General features: G+C 68.4%; 20 protein-coding genes. 7 read left to right on the forward strand and 13 right to left on the reverse strand.

Features of this window, described 5'->3' with window-relative positions; translation table 11 throughout:
* The first annotated feature begins 80 nt into the window (after positions 1–80).
* The 3 genes from soxC (at position 81) to C5F75_RS33125 (ending at position 3121) form a co-directional block, all read left to right on the forward strand.
* Complete coding sequence (gene soxC / locus C5F75_RS33115) at positions 81–1337, forward strand: sulfite dehydrogenase (RefSeq protein ID WP_059575239.1); 1257 nt, start codon at positions 81–83, stop codon at positions 1335–1337.
* Positions 1330–1854, forward strand: a complete 525-nt coding sequence (locus C5F75_RS33120) for a c-type cytochrome (RefSeq protein ID WP_059575170.1) — start codon at positions 1330–1332, stop codon at positions 1852–1854. The genes soxC and C5F75_RS33120 overlap by 8 nt, the downstream gene beginning before the upstream one ends.
* Positions 1855–1933: 79 nt before the next feature.
* A complete protein-coding gene (locus C5F75_RS33125; RefSeq protein ID WP_059575168.1) occupies positions 1934–3121 on the forward strand; it encodes an LLM class flavin-dependent oxidoreductase in 1188 nt (395 codons plus the stop codon).
* A gap of 54 nt (positions 3122–3175) precedes the next feature.
* On the opposite strand, the gene C5F75_RS33130 is transcribed toward C5F75_RS33125, so the two are convergent.
* The 6 genes from C5F75_RS33130 to C5F75_RS33155 form a co-directional block, all read right to left on the reverse strand.
* On the reverse strand, positions 3176–4393 hold the full coding sequence (locus C5F75_RS33130; protein WP_059575166.1) for an acyl-CoA dehydrogenase family protein: 1218 nt from the start codon (positions 4391–4393) through the stop codon (positions 3176–3178).
* Between the two features lie 213 nt (positions 4394–4606).
* Positions 4607–5494 (reverse strand): ABC transporter permease, encoded by an 888-nt coding sequence (locus tag C5F75_RS33135; protein ID WP_059575165.1) that lies wholly within the window; start codon positions 5492–5494, stop codon positions 4607–4609.
* Positions 5491–6480 carry an ABC transporter ATP-binding protein gene (locus tag C5F75_RS33140; protein WP_059575163.1) on the reverse strand — a complete coding sequence of 330 codons (990 nt, stop codon included), beginning with the start codon at positions 6478–6480 and terminating at the stop codon, positions 5491–5493. The genes C5F75_RS33135 and C5F75_RS33140 overlap by 4 nt, the downstream gene beginning before the upstream one ends.
* A 67-nt stretch (positions 6481–6547) precedes the next feature.
* Positions 6548–7579, reverse strand: a complete 1032-nt coding sequence (locus C5F75_RS33145; RefSeq protein ID WP_059575161.1) for an ABC transporter substrate-binding protein — start codon at positions 7577–7579, stop codon at positions 6548–6550.
* 48 nt (positions 7580–7627) lie between these two features.
* Positions 7628–8554, reverse strand: a complete 927-nt coding sequence (locus tag C5F75_RS33150; RefSeq protein WP_059575159.1) for a TauD/TfdA dioxygenase family protein — start codon at positions 8552–8554, stop codon at positions 7628–7630.
* 205 nt (positions 8555–8759) lie between these two features.
* Positions 8760–9041, reverse strand: a complete 282-nt coding sequence (locus C5F75_RS33155) for a hypothetical protein (RefSeq protein ID WP_059575157.1) — start codon at positions 9039–9041, stop codon at positions 8760–8762.
* Between the two features lie 254 nt (positions 9042–9295).
* Here C5F75_RS33155 and C5F75_RS36985 point away from each other — a divergent pair, with 254 nt between their 5' ends.
* Positions 9296–9439, forward strand: coding sequence for a hypothetical protein (locus tag C5F75_RS36985; RefSeq protein WP_179231826.1), 144 nt, complete (start codon positions 9296–9298; stop codon positions 9437–9439).
* Positions 9440–9510: 71 nt separating this feature from the next.
* Here the strand turns inward: C5F75_RS36985 and C5F75_RS33160 are convergent, their stop codons facing one another.
* From C5F75_RS33160 to C5F75_RS33175, 4 genes are all read right to left on the reverse strand, one after another.
* Positions 9511–9675 carry a zinc ribbon-containing protein gene (locus C5F75_RS33160; protein ID WP_059575154.1) on the reverse strand — a complete coding sequence of 55 codons (165 nt, stop codon included), beginning with the start codon at positions 9673–9675 and terminating at the stop codon, positions 9511–9513.
* Between the two features lie 35 nt (positions 9676–9710).
* Positions 9711–9980: a DUF2934 domain-containing protein gene (locus C5F75_RS33165; RefSeq protein WP_179231825.1), complete on the reverse strand. Its 270-nt coding sequence runs from the start codon at positions 9978–9980 to the stop codon at positions 9711–9713.
* A 27-nt stretch (positions 9981–10007) separates the two neighbouring features.
* A complete protein-coding gene (locus tag C5F75_RS33170; RefSeq protein ID WP_059575150.1) occupies positions 10008–10433 on the reverse strand; it encodes a CBS domain-containing protein in 426 nt (141 codons plus the stop codon).
* A gap of 71 nt (positions 10434–10504) precedes the next feature.
* The gene (locus C5F75_RS33175) at positions 10505–11215 is read right to left on the reverse strand and encodes an MgtC/SapB family protein (protein ID WP_059575148.1); all 711 of its coding nucleotides are present in this window, start codon (positions 11213–11215) and stop codon (positions 10505–10507) included.
* A gap of 502 nt (positions 11216–11717) precedes the next feature.
* Here C5F75_RS33175 and C5F75_RS33180 point away from each other — a divergent pair.
* Together C5F75_RS33180 and C5F75_RS33185 are read left to right on the forward strand one after the other, a co-directional pair.
* A complete protein-coding gene (locus C5F75_RS33180; RefSeq protein ID WP_059575146.1) occupies positions 11718–12002 on the forward strand; it encodes a helix-turn-helix domain-containing protein in 285 nt (94 codons plus the stop codon).
* Positions 11992–13284, forward strand: coding sequence for a HipA domain-containing protein (locus C5F75_RS33185; protein WP_059575144.1), 1293 nt, complete (start codon positions 11992–11994; stop codon positions 13282–13284). The genes C5F75_RS33180 and C5F75_RS33185 overlap by 11 nt, the downstream gene beginning before the upstream one ends.
* Before the next feature lie 82 nt (positions 13285–13366).
* Here C5F75_RS33185 and C5F75_RS33190 read toward each other — a convergent pair whose 3' ends face one another.
* On the reverse strand, positions 13367–14332 hold the full coding sequence (locus tag C5F75_RS33190) for an SDR family NAD(P)-dependent oxidoreductase (RefSeq protein WP_059575141.1): 966 nt from the start codon (positions 14330–14332) through the stop codon (positions 13367–13369).
* A 138-nt stretch (positions 14333–14470) separates the two neighbouring features.
* Between C5F75_RS33190 and C5F75_RS33195 the strand changes: the two genes are divergently transcribed.
* Positions 14471–15391, forward strand: coding sequence for an AraC family transcriptional regulator (locus tag C5F75_RS33195; protein ID WP_059575238.1), 921 nt, complete (start codon positions 14471–14473; stop codon positions 15389–15391).
* A gap of 143 nt (positions 15392–15534) precedes the next feature.
* Here C5F75_RS33195 and C5F75_RS33200 read toward each other — a convergent pair whose 3' ends face one another.
* Together C5F75_RS33200 and C5F75_RS33205 are read right to left on the reverse strand one after the other, a co-directional pair.
* On the reverse strand, positions 15535–16065 hold the full coding sequence (locus C5F75_RS33200) for an OsmC family protein (protein ID WP_059575139.1): 531 nt from the start codon (positions 16063–16065) through the stop codon (positions 15535–15537).
* A 60-nt stretch (positions 16066–16125) separates the two neighbouring features.
* The gene (locus C5F75_RS33205; RefSeq protein WP_059575137.1) at positions 16126–17196 is read right to left on the reverse strand and encodes a substrate-binding domain-containing protein; all 1071 of its coding nucleotides are present in this window, start codon (positions 17194–17196) and stop codon (positions 16126–16128) included.
* Positions 17197–17287 lie beyond the last annotated feature (91 nt).

The following is a 17287-nucleotide window of genomic DNA, read 5'->3' on the forward strand; positions in this document are numbered from 1 at the left end:
GTTGTTTGCCGCGCCGCGCCCGGTTGCCGAAAATGATCGTTTCCCTGCGCGCGGCTCCCGCGTGCGACACGCGTTCGACCATGACCGATTCCCGTTTCCCTCCCCGTGCGCCGCGCGCCGGCCGACGCGCGGCGCTGCGTCAGCTCGCCGGCGGCTGGGCGGCCGCGATGCTGCCCGCCGGCGGCGCGCTCGCGAGCCCGCCGCTCGATGTGCCGCCGTGGACGCGCGCGCCCGGCGCGCCGCTGCTGTCGCCACCGTACGGCGTGCCGGGTCAGCACGAGCGCGACGTGATCCGTCGCAGCGCCCGCCCCCCTGCGCTACCCGGTTCCGGCTCGTCGATGACGCCGCTCGCCGACCTGTTCGGCGACATCACGCCGAACGGGCTCGTCTACGAGCGTCATCACGCGGGCGTGCCGGACATCGATGCGCAACGCCATCGCGTCGTCGTGCACGGCCTCGTGCGCGAGCCGCGCGTCTTCACGCTCGACGACCTGCTGCGCTTCCCGTCCGAATCGCGGATCCACTTCCTCGAATGCTCGGGCAACACCGGCAGCGAATGGAACGGCCCGAGCGGGTTGCCCGTTCAGTTCACGCACGGGTTGCTGTCGTGCTGCGAATGGACCGGCGTCCGGCTGTCGACGCTGCTCGACGAAACGGGCATCGATCCCGACGCACGCTGGCTGCTCGCCGAAGGCGCGGACGGCGCGGCGATGACGCGCAGCCTGCCGCTCGACCGGATCCTCGAGCGCGCGCTGGTCGTCTATGCGCAGAACGGCGAACGGCTGCGCCCGGAGAACGGCTACCCGGTGCGGCTGATCGTGCCGGGATTCGAAGGCAACACGAACATCAAGTGGCTGCGACGGCTCAAGCTGGTGCGTGCGCCGGAGATGACGCGCGAGGAAACGTCGAAATACACGAACCTGCTGCCCGACGGCTGCGCGCGGCAGTTCGTGTTCGAGATGGACGCGAAGTCGGTGATCACGCGGCCGTCGGCCGGCCATCGGCTCGCCGCGCACGGCTATTACACGATCGGCGGCTACGCGTGGTCGGGCCGCGGCCGGATTCGCGCCGTCGACGTGTCGACCGATGGCGGCCGCACGTGGCGCCCCGCGCGGCTCGCCGGCGACGTACGCGACCGTGCGCTGACGCGCTTCGAGGCCGACTGGGTGTGGCGCGGCGAGCCGGCCGACCTGCAAAGCCGCGCGACCGACGAGACCGGCTACGTACAGCCGACCCGCGACGCGCTCGTCGCCGCGCGCGGCCTGAACTCGCAGTACCACTACAACGGCATCCAGAACTGGCGTGTCGACACGGACGGCGAGGTGCGCAATGCGTAAGCCGCTCGCTTGCCTGCTGGCGGCCTGCACGATGACATCGGGCGCGTTCGGCGCCGGCTTCGGCCTCGGGCAGCCGGTCGATCGCGCGGCGTTCGCCGCGTGGGACATCGACGTCGCGCCGGACGGCAGCGGCCTGCCGCCCGGCGCGGGCACGGTCGTACGCGGCGGCCATGTGTTCGCCGACAAATGCGCGATGTGTCACGGCGCCGGCGGCGAAGGCAGCGTCGGCGATCCGCTCGTCGGCGGCATCGGCTCGCTCGCGAGCGCGAAGCCCAGAAAGACGGTCGGCAGCTACTGGCCCTACGCGACGACGCTGTTCGACTACATTCGCCGGGCGATGCCGTACAACGCGCCGCAATCGCTGAGCGCGGACGACGTCTATGCGGTCACCGCGTACGTTCTCCACCTGAACGGCATCGTGCCCGGCGACGCCCGGCTCGACGCGCGCACGCTGCCGCGCGTGCGGATGCCGAACCGCGACGGCTTCGTGCCCGATCCGAGGCCGGGCAAGCTATGACGCGTCCCGCACCGCTTGCCGCCGCATCGAGCCGCGCACCCGCGTGCGTCGCGCCGCACCTTTCAGCAAGGACCCCGTGATGAGCGATCCCTCCGTCACCGCCCCGCTCGCGCCGTCGCCGTTCGTCGACGTGCGTTCGCCGGCGGATTTCCCCGACAGCCCCGTGTCGCGCACGCTCGCGCAGCCGTTGATGCTCGGGCTGTTCCTGCCGATCCAGACCGGCGGATGGAGCGCATCGACGCTGCCGCGCTCGACCGACTGGACGTTCGACTACAACGCCGATCTCGTGGCGCGCGCCGAAGCGCTCGGCTTCGATCTCGTGTTCGCGCTGTCGCAGTGGCTGCCGAAAGGCGGCTACGGCGGCGTGTTCGACGGTCAGGCGCTCGACTCGTTCATGACGCTCGCCGCGCTGACCGCGCGCACCGAGCGGATCATCCTCGTCGCGACGAGCCACGTGCTGTACGGGCCGTGGCATCCGCTCCATTTCGCGAAGTTCACCGCGACGCTCGACCACATCTCGCGCGGACGCTGGGGCATCAACGTGGTGACCGGCCACCGCGCGATCGAGCACGAGATGTTCGGCTGGAACCGGATCGAACACGACCGGCGCTACGAGATGGCCGCGGAATTCCTCGACGCGGTCCAGCAGTTGTGGGCGCAACCGGACAATTTCAGCTACACGCCCGAACTGTCGAGCTGGCGGCTGGGCGGCGCATTCGTGACGCCGAAGCCGCGCTACGGCCGCCCGCTGCTGATCAACGCAACGGGCTCCGACGCGGGCATCGCGTTCGCCGCGCGCTATTCGGACATCGTGTTCGTCACGAGCCCGGCCGGCCCCGACGCCGAACGCGCGATCGACGCGCTGCCCGCGCACACCGCACGCGTGAAGGCCGCCGCCGCCGCGCGCGGCCGCACGATCCGCACGCTGCTCAATCCGCTCGTGATCTGCCGCGAGACGGCGGCCGAAGCGCGCGCGTACCGCGACGCGATCGTCGCGCATGCGGACGAAGGCAGCTTCCACCGCTTCGACAGCGACGCACACGCGTGGCGCGGCGGTTTCGAGCAGCGTGCGCAGGCCGCCGCACGCGCGATCGGCGGCAACATCTCGATCACCGGCGCGCCCGACGAAGTCGCCGATACCATCGTGCGGCTGCACCGCGCGGGCATCGACGGTATCCAGTTGAGTTTCTACGATTTCAAGCCCGATCTCGACTTCTTCGGCGAGCGTGTGCTGCCGCTGCTGCGCGAGGCCGGCTTGCGGCGTTGAAGCCCGATTTGAAACGCGGCGCGCCGGCACAGCCATAGCCGGCGGTGGCCGTCGTCAGAACACGCGCCCTTCGGTCAGGTGCGTCGTCACGCCGTTCAATTCGTAATCGCCGACCACACGCGCCTTGTGTAGCAGCGGGTTGTGGCTGAAGATCGTGCGCAGGTTGCGCCAGTGGCGATCGAAGTTGTGCGTGCGCGCCGTCGCCGACGCGCCGCCCACTTCGAACAGCCGCTCGGCCGCATGCAGCGCGAGCTTGCTGACGATCAGTTGCGTGCGGGCAGTGGCGAGCGCGCTGTCGAGCACGAGCGCATCCGCATCGGCGGCGCCCGCTTCGATTGCGTCGGCGGAGCGGTCGAGCGCGCGCGCGTTTTCTCGCACGAGCGCATCGATCGCGTGGCTGTGCGCGGACAGCTCGCCGACGATCTGCTGGACGAAATGATCGTCGCGCGCGGTCGGCGCGGGGCTGTGCAGCGCGGGACGGCCGTGCGCGAGCACATAGCGGCGCGCGTCGGCCACCACGTTGCGCACGATGCCCGCGCCCGTCGCGACGAGATGAAGCTGCCGCAGCGCGCCGCAATGACGGCCGACGAGCGTCGATCCGTCGCGCGGGGCCACTTCGTCCGCGAACACCTGCACGTCGTTCAGCAGCAGGCTGCCGCTCGCGGTCATGCGCTGGCCCATGCCGTCCCAATCGTCGAGCACCTGCAGGCCGTCGCGCGCCACGGGAATGATCACGGCGAGCGCGTCCCCCTGCTCGTTCTCCACGTTGATGCGCGCGAAATCGGCGAACGCGGTGCCCGTCGAATAGTATTTGCGGCCCGTCACGCGATGGTGATCGCCGTCGCGGCGCAGCACGGTCGTGTTCTCGCCCGGGCGCGACGTGCCGCGCTCGGTCGACGCGCCGCCGAAGATCGCACCGGCCAGCACGCGCTCGAGCTGCACGTCGTTGAATGCGGTGCGCGGCGACAGCCGCAGCGTCTCGGTCTGGTCGTAGTGGATGCGCAGCGCGTGCGCGAGATTCGAATCGGCGGCCGCCAGCGTCGCGATCGTATCGAACAGGTCGACCAGCGTGCCGCCCAGGCCGCCGCGCGCGACCGGAATCCGCAGCGCGCCCAGCGCCGAGCGCCGGAAGATCGCGAAGCCTTCGAACGGCAACTCGCGACGCGCCTCGCGCTGTGCGGCATCGTGCCCGATCGCGGTCGCGAGATCGGGCAGCGCGGCAAGCGCGTCGCGCAATGCTTCACGCGGATCGACGGCGTCACGGGCAGTCATTCGGCAGGTCCTTGTTTGGGGAGATGGGGAGCGTCGCGGCAACGCGCGACACGGCGTCCGTTACACGGCGTCTGTTACACGCGTCCGTTACACGCGTCCGTTACACGCGTCCGTTACACGCGTCCGCAAAGTATAGAGACGCGCTCACTGCGCGTGAAAAACCGATTTCAGCTTACGTTATGCCCGCGCCGGGATTGATCGCGAACGGACGCGTCAGTGCTGAATGCCCCACCGCCGCACGGTCGCGCGTTCGAGCGTATCGAATACGAGGTTCTCGACCAGCAGCCCGATCACGATGACGGCCGCAAGCCCCGCGAACACGCGGTCCGTATACAGCTCGTTGCGGTTCTGGAAGATGTACCAGCCGAGCCCGCCCTGCCCCGCGCTGGCGCCGAACACGAGCTCGGCCGCGATCAGCGTGCGCCACGCGAATGCCCAGCCGACGCGCAGCCCCGACAGGATCGACGGCAGCGCGGCCGGCACGAGGATCAGCGCGATCTGGCGCAGGCCCGTGAGCCCGTAATTGCGCCCGGCCATTTTCAGCGTGGCGGGCACGCCGGCGAAGCCGGTATACATGCTGAGCGCGAGCGGCCACAGCACCGCGTGCACGAGCACGAACAGCAGACTGCCGGTGCCGAGCCCGAACCACAGCAGCGCGATCGGCAGCAACGCGATGGACGGCAGCGGATTGAACATCGACGTGAGCATCGTCAGCAAATCGCGGCCGATGCGCGTGGATACCGCGAGCGACGTCAGCGCGAACGCGAGCAGGACGCCCAGCGCATAGCCGCGCAGCAGCACGGACATCGAGATGCCGGTCTTGACCAGCAGTTCGCCCGACTCGATGCCTTGCACGAACGCGGCCAGCGTCGCGCCGAAGGTGGGGACGAGCAGATCGTTCGCGACGATGCGCGCGACGATCTCCCATGCGGCGATCAACACGAGCGCGATGACGCCGCGGCGAAACCACGCGGCGCCGGCGACGCGGCGCAGCAACGGCGCCGGCGCCGCGCGCTCGGCATCGGGCGGCGTGTCGAGCGTGCGCGTGTATTCGGCGCGCACGGGCGGCAGCGGCGGCAGGACCGGATCGATCGTATTCATGATGCGGCGTCCTCCGTCGTCGGTGCTTGCGATGTGTCGGTGTCGAACAGCAGGCGGTGGATCCGCGCGACGTTGTCGCGGAAGTCGCCGGTGTCGACGTTCGCGAGCGAATGTTCGTGACTGTTGAGCTCCGCGCGCACGCGGCCCGGATGCGGCGACAGCAGCAGAATCCGGTTGCCCACCACGAGCGCCTCCTCGATCGAGTGCGTGACGAACAGCAGCGTGAAGCGGAATTCGTCCCACAGCCGCAGCAGTTCCTCCTGCATCTTGCGGCGCGTGAGCGCGTCGAGCGCGGCGAACGGTTCGTCCATCAGCAGCACGCGCGGCTGCATCGCCAGCGCCCGCGCGATCGCGACGCGCTGTTTCATGCCGCCCGACAGCGTATGCGGATACGCATCGGAAAACGTGCTCAGCCCGACCTTGTCGAGATAGTGCAGCGCGCGCTCGCGTGCCTCGGCGCGCGACAGCTTCGCGGCGGCGCGCAACGGAAACGCGACGTTCTCGACGACCGTCTTCCACGGCGGCAACTGGTCGAATTCCTGGAACACGACGATGCGGTCGGGGCCCGGCCCGCGCACGGGCCGGCCGTCGAGCGCGATCGAACCCGACACGGGCTCGATGAAGCCGGCGATCGCCTTCAGCAGCGTCGACTTCCCGCATCCCGACGGGCCGAGCAGCACGAAGCGGTCGCTGCCGTATACGTCGAAGCTCACCTGATGCGTCGCGCGAACGATCCGCGTGCCGCTGCGGTATTCGAGGCTGACCTGGTCGATCGCCAGCAGGCGTTCGCTGTGCGTGCCGGCCGGTGCGGCGCTCGCGGCCGGGCGATCGCCGGCACGTGTATCGGGCACGGCGGACGCGGCCGGCGACACGCCGCCACGTGCCGCATACGGCGGCAACCAGGTTCGGGGAGAAGTGGCGTTCACGATCGAATCTCTTGCGGGGAAAGCATCAACATACGGCCGGGCACCGTGCGGACCAACCATCGATTGCGCATATCGAAACCGCGCCGACGCATAAGCGTCGATCGCGGCGCCGCGGCATCGGCGCCGCTCAACTGCCGCCTGCCGTCGCGGGATCGTCGAAGAAATAGTCGCGCCACGACTTCGGCTCGTTGCGGATCGCCCCGGTGCGATGCATGAACTGCGCGAGCGGCAGCGTGTTCTGCGGCGCGGTCTTGAACTGCACCTGCGGATTGCGCAGGATCTTCAACAGCAGCGCGCGGTCGATCTTCGACCCGTTCACGCGAATGTAGGTATCGGCCGCACGCTCGGGGTCGGCCGCGATCTGCCGTGCGGCATCGGCCAGCGCGGCGACGAACGCGCGATACGTCTTCGGGTTGTCGTCGCGGAATTTCTCGGTCGCGTACAGCACCGTCGCGGAGCTCGGGCCGCCGAGCACGTCATACGAATTCAGCACGATGTGCGCGTTCGGGTTGCCGGCGAGCTCCTGCTCCTGGAACGGCGGATTGCCGAAGTGGCCGGTGATCACGTTGCTGTTCGCGAGAATCGCGGCCGTCGCGTCGGGATGCGGAATCGCCTGCGTGAGCGCGTCGAGCTTGTCGAACTGCTTGTCGCCCCACTGCTTCGCCGCTGCGTACTGCAGCACGCGCGACTGCACCGACACGCCAACCGCCGGCACCGCGATGCGGTCCTTCGCGCTCAGATCGGCGATCGTCTTCACGTTCGGGTTGCTGCTCACGAGGTAGTACGGGAAATTGCCGAGCGACGCGACACCCTTCACGTTCTGCCGGCCGCGCGTGCGATCCCACACGGTCAGGAGCGGGCCGACGCCCGCGCCCGCGACATCCACCGCGCCGGACAGCAGCGCGTCGTTCACGGCCGCGCCGCCCGACAGCCGCACCCAGTCGACCTTGATGTCGAGGCCGGCCTTGCGCCCTTCCTTCTCGATCAGTTGCTGGTCGCGCGCGACGTTCAACATCAGGTAGACGACGCCGAACTGCTCGGCGATACGGATGCGGCCCTCCGCGTGCGCGGCTTGCGGGATCACCGCACCCGCGAAGGCGAGCGCGGCGGTGAGCGTGGCCGCCAGCGCGCGGCGCGCCGGCAAGAACGAAAACGACATCGGAACTCCGGTCAGGAACGGGCGGAAATGAAGGACGCGGCGCGCGGCTCAGAAAGGCGCGTCGCCTTCGATCGTCGTGCGGTACAGCTTGCGGCGCAGGTGGTCGGGCGTGCCGGCGGCCAGATGCATCAGCGAACGGTTGTCCCAGAACACCAGATCGTGGTCGCGCCACGCGTGCCGATACAGGTGCTCGGCGCGCACGCTGTGCGCGAACAATTCGTCGAGCAGCGCGCGGCTTTCGTCGTCGGGCAGGCCGACGATGCGCGTCGTGAAATGCTCGCTGACGAACAGCGCCTTGCGGCCGGTTTCCGGATGCGTGCGCACGACCGGATGAACGACTGCCGCGACCTGCGCGATCTGTTCGGGCGACAGGTTGGGACGCCACGGGCTGCGCGCCTGCAGCTCCGCATAGCGCGCGAGATACGTATGCTCGGCGCGCCGCCCTTCGACCGCGCGGCGCAAGTGGGCCGGCAGCGTGTCCCACGCGAGGTGCATGTTCGCGAACAGCGTGTCGCCGCCTTCCGCCGGCAATTCCTGCGCGTGCAGCAGCGAGCCGAGGCTCGGCTTTTCCTTGTACGACAGGTCGGAGTGCCAGAAATGACCGGCGTCGCCGAGCCCGACCGGTTTGCCGTTCTCGACGATGTTCGACACGATCAGCACTTCCGGGTGGCCGGCCAGCGCGAACTGGTGCAGTACGTGAATCTGCAGCGGCCCGAAGCGGCGGCTGAATGCGATGTGCTCGTCCGGCGTGATGCGCTGGTCGCGAAACACCAGCACGTGGTGATCGAGATGCGCGCGATGGATGCGCGCGAAATCGTCGTCGTGGAGCGGTTGCGACAGGTCGACGCCGATCACCTCGGCGCCGAGCGGCGCGTCGAACGGCACGATGTCGAAATGCTGCGCCGCGCCGTCCGGCCGCAAGGCGGGATGCCCGGCGGAAAGCGTTGCGGCGTCGCGGATGGCGGTAGTCGTCACGGCACGGCCCCTGATTCGGTCAAAACGCGAATCTACGAGGCCGTGCCGGCGTGCGTCAACGAAGCGATTCCGATACGTTTATCTGCTGCGGTGATAAAGATCGCTGCTCGCGCATACGGCGCCGCTCGGGGGATCGTGCAGCCGGTGCCGATGGCCGGAGACTCCACCCGGGTTCATCCCGCGTCAGCCTGCGCCGCGAGCCGCGCTACAGCGGCCGCGGCCGATTGCCCGAATCGTCCGGCACGTCGTGCTCGTCGGGCCGCGGCTTGCCGGCCGGATCGCGCACCTCGGTCTGGCGCGGATCGTCGGGCACGACCTTGCGCGCCTGGTCCTCCGGAATCGTGTCGAGTTCGCCGCCACCGGGCGCATGGCCGGGGCGCGCGGTCGATTCGCCACCGGGCGCCGGCTTGCGCCGGTCCGGCGCGTCGGTCGTCTCGCGTGCCGCATCGGGCGACGCGGTGTGCTGTCGTTGAGTGTCCTGCGTCATGACGTTCTCCCTGTCCGGATGCTGACTGCGCCGCGCCACGCGGCGACGGGCGGTGCGGCAGCCTGCAACGCTTCCAGCAAGCGACATGCCGTTATCGGGCTGCCTCGTCGCACGGCCAGCGGATGAATCCGCTGAAGAAATTACAAGCGACGCATCACCCGATGCAGGAACGGCAATACCCGTGGCACGCGCGATGCTCGATAGCGACATGCCGGCTGCGCGCCGGTGCCCTTTCGACACCGAGGAGGACAATCATGATCACGACGCCCGCGACAAACGCGACACCGAACGACGACGATATGACCGACACGCCGGACATTCCAGCGCCGGAGCGCGACGACCGTCACGACGACCTGCCCGACTTGCCGGACCCGACCGAAGTGGGCGAGGACGGTTAGCACGCGTGTCGCCGCGGCGCGCGTTGCCGGTCTGCGCGTCGCGCGAAGCGAAGTGCGCCGCCCGCATCACCTTACTGCTTGTTGCCCGGTTCGCGCGTTCGCTCGCCGTACGTGTCGTTGCCGCCATGCGGGCACGTCGGGATCGGGTGCCCCGCCTGCACGTGCGTCGACCGATTGCATTTCTCGCATCGAAAGTTACCGGTCTTTTCCGCCTTTTCGCCTGCATGCGCCGTCATCGTCGTCCTCCTTCCGGCTCGGCCTTACCCGCGCTTCACCGCGTACGCCGCCTTTCATGCGCGACCTCGCCGGTCGGCACCGCATCGACGTCCTGCAGCGGGTCGCCCGGAATGCGGCGCTTCGCGGACTGATCGACCGGCGAATCGGCCGTCTGCCCGACGCGCCCGTCCGCGCTTCTGCCCTCGGCATCGAGCTGCTGCTCGGCCCGCTGCCAGTATTCGTCGGCCCGGCCGTCCGGCGCGCCATCCGCCTGCCACAGCCGATACGCACGCTCGCGAACCTGCGTTTCCCTGTCTTCGTTCATGTCGTTCTCCGTGTCTGTCATGGCACTTCACCGATCCGGGCGCGCCGGCGCCGACACCGCGCCGAGCGTCGACGACATCGCGCCGTCCGCGGCCGTCGCCAGATCGCCCAGCGCGACGATGCCGACCAGCCGCTTCTGCCGGTCGACCACCGGCACGCGGCGAATCTGCGCATCTTCCATCTTCTTTTGCACCACTGAAATGTCGTCGTCCTCATAACACCAGTTCGCGGGTCCGCTGACGACGCCCTCGATCGACTCGTTCGGCGGCACGCCCATCGACACCGCGCGCACGACGATGTCGCGATCCGTCAGCATCCCGATCAGCCGCGTGCCATCGCAAACGGGCAGCGCGCCGACGTTCAGCTCGCTCATCAGCCGGGCCGCCTCGCGCAGGCTCTGCGTCGGGCCGATGGTCGCGGCGTCGCGTGTCATCACCTCCGATACACATGTCATGTTTCGCTCCTGGGTAAGCCGCCCACGGCGGCCTGCTGCACGAGCATCGCGCGTTCCAGCGGCCGCGCGCGTCAGTTCTCCGTCGAGCAACGGACCGACGTCAGGCCCGCGGATTCGACGATCCGCATCAACTGCTTCAGCATCACGTCGGCGCTGGCCGCTTCGCGCCACTGCACGAACAGTTCTTCCTCGCGCACCGCGCGTGCAGCCGTTTCGCAAAAGCTTTTCGTCCGGCACGTGAATCCCGCCCGGCTCAGCTTCGCGATCAGTTGTTCGCGCGCAACCGAGCCCGGCGGATATTCGATCGTGACCAGCGCGGTCCGGACGCGCCGCAAGCGCTGCTCGACCAGCCGCAGCGGCCAGACGACGAGCAAGGCGAGCACCAGCCCGAGCGCGCCGAGTGACAACTGGCCGCCGCCGACGCACAGCCCGATGACGGTGACGAACCACAGCGTCGCGGCCGTGGTGACGCCGGATACGAGGCCATCGCGATGAAGGATCGCGCCGCCGCCGATGAAGCCCATTCCGGTCAGGATGCCGAGCGGCAGCCGCATCAGGTCCAGCACCGAAAACGCGCCCTCCGGTTTGCCCGCCTGCAGCAGCAGCGCATTGACCTGCAGCATCGACAGACATGCGGCGAGACAGACGAGGATCGTCGTCCGCAGCCCGGCCGTCTTGCCGGATTCGCTGCGATCGAGGCCGATCAGCCCGCCCGCGACGAGCGCCAGCGCGATCCTGACGAGAACGTCGTGCCACTGCAGTACGACCGGCATCGGTTCCATGCGCGCCTCCCGTGCAAATCGTCATGTGTCGGGGCGCGAACGCCGCCGGCGACGCCTGCCCGGCGCAAGGACCGGGCCTGCTTTTCGGGTGCGGCGGCGCCTGTAGTACGTCGGACGGAATTGTAGAAAGGGGGTTCGGCGCGCACCGTGCCACCGTGGCGGAGGTGGTCGGCGCCCGTTCGCGGAATGATCGTGCGTCGCCACGCCGGGCGCAGACGGCGACGAACCGACCCGCCGCCCGCGAACATCCGCCGGGTGCCTTTCCCGGCGTAGCGGGTCGGACGCGCATGCAAAGGCGCCCGGCGCCCCTCGCTCCGTATCCGATCAGATACGCGAACGGCTCTCAACGGCCGTTTCCAGACAATCTGTTCCCGAGCGGGTACGAAATGCCGTCCCCCGGCGTCGGAAGCATCTGTTCGTTCCCGTACGAATACGAATTACCGCCCGACTTGGCGAGTTATGCGATACTGTTCCCGCTCAGATACGAAGCACGGAGAACGTCATGTCGGAGTCCCAGTCCGTCGACACGATCGGCGCGCTCGCCCACCTCATTCGTTCCGCGCGGATCCAGCAGGGGTTCACGCGGGACGAGCTCGCGAACGCGACCGGCCTGTCGCCGAAATTCATCAGTCAGGTGGAAGCCGGCAAGCCGACCGCGCAAATCGGCAAGGTCATGCTGCTGCTGGCCGAGCTCGGCGTGCGCCTGTACGCCGAGTCGTCGGTCGAGATATCCGAAGCCACCGCGCTGAAAGCCGCGCAACGCCGCAGGAGCAGCCATGGCGGCTAGAACGCTGATCGCGTCCGCCAACGGCGTGCGCATGGGCACGCTGACCGACGATAAAGGCATCTGGTCGTTCGCGTACGACCCGCAATGGCTCGCGTCACCCGCCGCGTATCCACTGTCGCCGGCGTTCCCGCTGCGCGCGGGCGTGTTCACCGACACGTCGACCGATCGTCCAGTGCAGTGGTTCTTCGACAACCTGCTGCCCGAGGAAGGCATGCGCACGTCGCTCGCGCGCGAGGCGAAGGTCGATGCGGCCGACGCGTGGGGCCTGCTCGCGTACTTCGGCCGCGAATCGGCCGGCGCGCTGACGCTGCTGGCCGATGGCGAACGCGAAGCGCCCGGCGGCCTGCAGCCGCTGCCGCTCGACGAGCTCGAACGGCGAATCCAGGCGATGCCCGAACGCGCGCTGACGGCTACCGCACCCAAGCGCATGTCGGCGGCCGGAGCGCAGCAGAAGCTGCTGCTGGTGCTGCGCGGCGACGCGCCCGACTACGCGCTGTTCGAGCCGGTCGGCAGCGAACCGTCGATGCACCTCCTCAAACCCGACATGCGTGCTGCCGGCTATCCGCATTCGGCGATCAACGAGTTCTTCTGCATGCGGCTCGCGAAGAAGATGGGGCTCGACGTACCGGACGTGCATTTCCTGCGCGCGCCGTCCGCGTGCTACGTGATCGACCGGTTCGACCGCGATGTCGCGTCCGAACCGGCCGCGCGCGTGCATACGATCGACGCGATGCAGTTGCTCAACTACGACCGCGGTTTCAAATATCAGCGGGCGAACGCACAGGAACTGGCCCGCGCGATCGAGCGCACCAGCACGAGAGCGCTCACGCGCCTGTCGGTGTTCCGCTGGACCGTGTTCAACGTGGTGGTCGGCAATGCCGACGCGCACCTGAAGAACCTGTCGTTCTTCGTCGACGCGCGCGGCTATCGGCTCGCGCCGTTCTACGACATCGTCAGCACGGTCGTGTATCACACGCCGACGCACCGGCCCGACCATCGCGGCGATCACTGGCCGCACTGCGAGCTGACGATGCCGCTCGGACATGCGACGCGGTTCGCCGATATCGACATGGACGCACTGGTCGTGTTCGGCCAGGCGCTCGGGCTCAGGGAGAAAGCGGCCGCCAGCGAACTGCGGCGCTTTCTCGAACCGCTCGATCGTCTCGTCGTGCAGGCGCTCGATGAAGTGCGGCACATCGCGCATCCGGACGCCGGGGAAATGCGATTGCTGAATTCGATCGTCGCGATGCCGATCGCGGAGATGGGGCGCGCGCTGCGGTAGACGTGCGGATAGGCTGCCGCGCGCGGATGTCGTGCCGCCGCCGGATACCCCCGCGGCGCCCGGCCCGGCGAATACCTAGGCGTCAGCGCCGCACGGCAAAGGCATCGACGCCCGTCGCGGCCGCGGACCACGCCCACAGCCGCGCCGCTTCCTCCGGATCGATCGCATGCGGCCGCACGCCTGATTCCTCGTTGCCGCGCGTCACTGTCGCGACGTCGCAATCCTCGCAATAAACACCGCCGAGATCGGCAACGCGCGGCGACGTCGCCGCCCATACCTGGGTTGCCGCACCCTGCTCAGGTGTCTTGAAAGTCGGATCGATCGGCACACCGTGCTCGTCCACCCAACCTTGCGCCATCATTTCCTCGCGCGTCAGATGGCGCTGCAGCGGCGTCGCGATCTTGCCGGGATGCAGCGAATATGCGCGAACGCCGAATGGCGCACCGAGCACGTCGAGCTGCACCGCGAACAAGGCGTTAGCGGTTTTCGACTGTCCGTACGCCAGCCATTTGTCGTAACCGCGCGTGAACGCGATATCGTCCCAACGGATCGGCGACAGCCGGTGCCCGAGCGACGACACCGCGACCACACGTGCGCCGTCGCCGTGCGCGAGCGCAGGCCATAGGCGGTTGACGAGCACGTAGTGACCGAGGTGATTGACGGCCATCTGCGCTTCCCGACCGTCGCCGACGCGGGTCTCGGGGCAGGCCATGATGCCCGCGCTGTTGATGACGATATGTACGTTGCGCCGCGCGTCGACAAACCGGGCCGCGAATGCATCCACGCTCGCGGGGTCCGCGAGATCGAGCGTCGCGATCTCCACGCCGGCGATGTCGCGCGTCGCCTCGCGCGCGGCCGCGACGCTCCGCGCGCCGACGACGACGCGCGCGCCGGCTTGCGCCAGTGCACGCGTGGTTGCGAGCCCGAGACCCGAATGGCCGCCCGTGACGATCGCGGTCTTGCCGCGCAGGTCGAGACCGGCCAGGACGTCGCTCGCCGTCGATGCAGCGTCGAATCCGGAATAAAGGGGGTGCTGCCTGCTCGTCATTGAAAGCTCCAGGAACGGCGTGCGAAGCACGCGGCCGCCCATCGGCCGCGTCACTGCATGAGCCCATTCTCCGGCCGCGCATCCGGACTGTGAATGCAATAGAATCCGGTTTTTCGTCGAGATCGTCCGGGATTGCGCGTGGACCCGCTATCGGAAGTGCTGTCGCTGCTGGAAACGCGCGACTCGTTTTTCACCGGCCTGCGGGCCGGCGGCCCGTGGGCGGTCGACCTTCCCCCGCCCGACGGGATCAAGTTCAACGCGGTGGTCGAAGGCAGTTGCTGGCTGACCGTCGACGGTGCGGGGCCACCCGTCCGGCTGCGCACGGGCGACTGCTTCCTGCTCGCCGCGCCGCGGGCATTTTCGCTGGCGAGCGATCCGTCGGTCGCGCCGGTGCCCGCCGCCGACGTGTACCGACATGTCGACCGCGGTATCGCGCACTATGGCGAACCGGCCGATTGCTTTCTGATCGGCGGCCGCTTCGCCTACGAAGAACGGATGCCGCTGCTGCTCGGCAGCCTGCCGCCCGTGGTGATCGTGAGCGGCGATTCCGAACCGGCGGCGGTACTGCGCTGGTCGCTGCAGCAACTCGCACGGGAGTTCGTCGCGGCGTCGCCGGGCGGCTCGCTGATGGTTCGGCATCTCGGACACATGATGCTCGTGCAGATCCTGCGGCGCTATGTGGACGCCGGCGCGAACGGCGACGTCGGGTGGCTGGCCGGATTCGCGGATCCGCGGGTGAGCGCGGCGCTGGCCGCGATTCACGCGGCGCCCGAGCGACGCTGGACCGTCGACGCGCTGGCGGCCTGCTGCCATGTGTCGCGTTCGACGTTCGCGCTGCATTTCAAGCGGCGGCTCGGGTTCGGCCCGCTCGAATACGTGCTGCGGTGGCGGATACAGCTGGCGATGCACGAACTGCGCCACTCCACGGCGTCGATCTCGGCGATCGCGCAGCGGCTCGGCTACGACTCGGATAGCGCGTTCGGCCATGCGTTCAAACGCATCGTGGGCTGCTCGCCGCGTGCCTATCGTCATGACGTGACGAAGGAATCGGGCAACTAGCGTCGTTACGGCCCTCGTCGGGCACGCGGTGGTCCGAATACGCCAACGCTCTGCACTTGAATTACCACCATCGGGATAAGTATTCTTATCACAATACACCGATTCCATTTACAAACTCGGCCGAGCAGCAATGCGTCGGCGCATCACCCGCTCGTATGCCGCAATTCCCCTTCGATGTGCTGCGGCAGCCTCAGCAAATTGAAGATCGGGCACACCGCTTCGACCGCCTGATGCAACGCCCGAATGACCTCCGGCGGCTCCGGCGACACGATGTCCAGCGTATAGCGGATGTTGTGCGGGAATACCGGAACGTGCTCGAACCCCGGCTGCTGCGCGAGCGGATGCTGGTCGCCGGTGACTTCGACTTCGATCGCGTCGATCTTCAGGCCCCGCTCCGCGGCCTGGATCAACGTGATGTGCGTGAGGCAACTGCCGAGCACGCCCAGTTGCAGTTCCGGCGACGCAGGCCCGAGGTTGTAGCCCGCGAAATCGGGCGGGCTGTCGCTGATCACCTGGAAGTCGCGAATCCGGATCTCGCGCACGCCGCTGCGACCGAGCGCGCGCACGGTCGCCTTCAGCGGCGTCGCCTTGAGATCGGGATCGTTGCGGGCGGCCTGCTGCTTCGCTCGCCAGGCGTCGCGCTTTTGTACGAGATAGTCGTTCAGGGTCGTCATGGTCGAGTCATGGGTAGGCGGCACGCAGGCGACCGATCGGTTCGTTGCGCGCCAGGGCGATTACTCGGCCGCCGGAATCCACGCGGCCGTCGCCGCGTCGCTCGCGCGGAACGCCGGAAACCTCGCGCCGAGTTCGGCGACGGTATGAATGTCGTTCTTCACGAGATCGTCGCGCGTAATCAGCGTCGGCTTGACCGCGATGCGCGCGCCCGGGTTTTGCCCGGCCACCAGCAGCGCCGCGGCTCGGACCGACACCGCGCCGACGACCGCCGGATTGGTCGCGGCCGTCGCGACCCACGCGCTGTTCGGCGCGCGAATCGCCTCGATGTCGGCCGTCGATACGTCCGCGCTGTAGATGCGCAGCTTCGACGACAGCCTGGCCTCGTCCGCCGCGAGCTTTGCGCCGCGCGCGAACTCGTCGTACGGCGCGAACACCACACGAATGTCGGGATTCGCGCGATACACGGCCGCCGCCTGGTTCGCGACCGATTGCGCGATCGGATTGTCGACGGTGCCCCAGCGCGCCTTTTCCTTCACCTTCGGGTGCGCACGCTTGAAGTCACGCCACGCGGCATCGCGCCGGTCGAGCGGCGCGAATCCGGCCACGTACACGTACCCTGCCGCGAACGCGTCGCCGTTGTCCTTCACGGCCTGATCGAGCAGCAGGTTTGCGAGGTCGCGATCGTTCTGCTCGATCTGCGGCACCTTCGGATTGGCGAGATCGACGTCGAACGCAACGACCTTGATGCCTTTGTCCAGCGCACGCTGAACGACGTCCTTCAGCGATTCCGGCAAGCCGTGATTGACGATGATCGCGGACACGCCGATGCTGATCGCCTGCTGAATCTGCTCGCGCTGCTCGGCCGCGTCCTGCCGGCCTTCGTAGATGCGCAGATCGACGCCGAGCGCACGTGCCTGCTTCTGCGCGCCAGCTTCGTAGGCCTGGAAGAAATCGCCGGTCGACAGGTAGTTGACGAGCGCGATCTTCACGCCGCCCTTGTCGAACGGCGCCGGCGCGCCCTTGAGCGGGCCGGCGTACGCCGCGGGCACACCCAGCACGAGCGCGACGCCCAGCGCGAGCGCGCCGAGTTTCGGTTCGATGCGTGACTTTCGGCGAAGCAATGAGCGCATGGCGCGTCTGTCTCCATATAGAACGATATCGGTTCAATCTATCAGCGCGACACGCAAACTCAAACCGACCGATTCGGCAATCGATATTACT

The sequence above is a fragment of the Burkholderia anthinoferrum genome (genome assembly GCF_002925705.1).
GTDB classification, from domain to species: domain Bacteria; phylum Pseudomonadota; class Gammaproteobacteria; order Burkholderiales; family Burkholderiaceae; genus Burkholderia; species Burkholderia semiarida.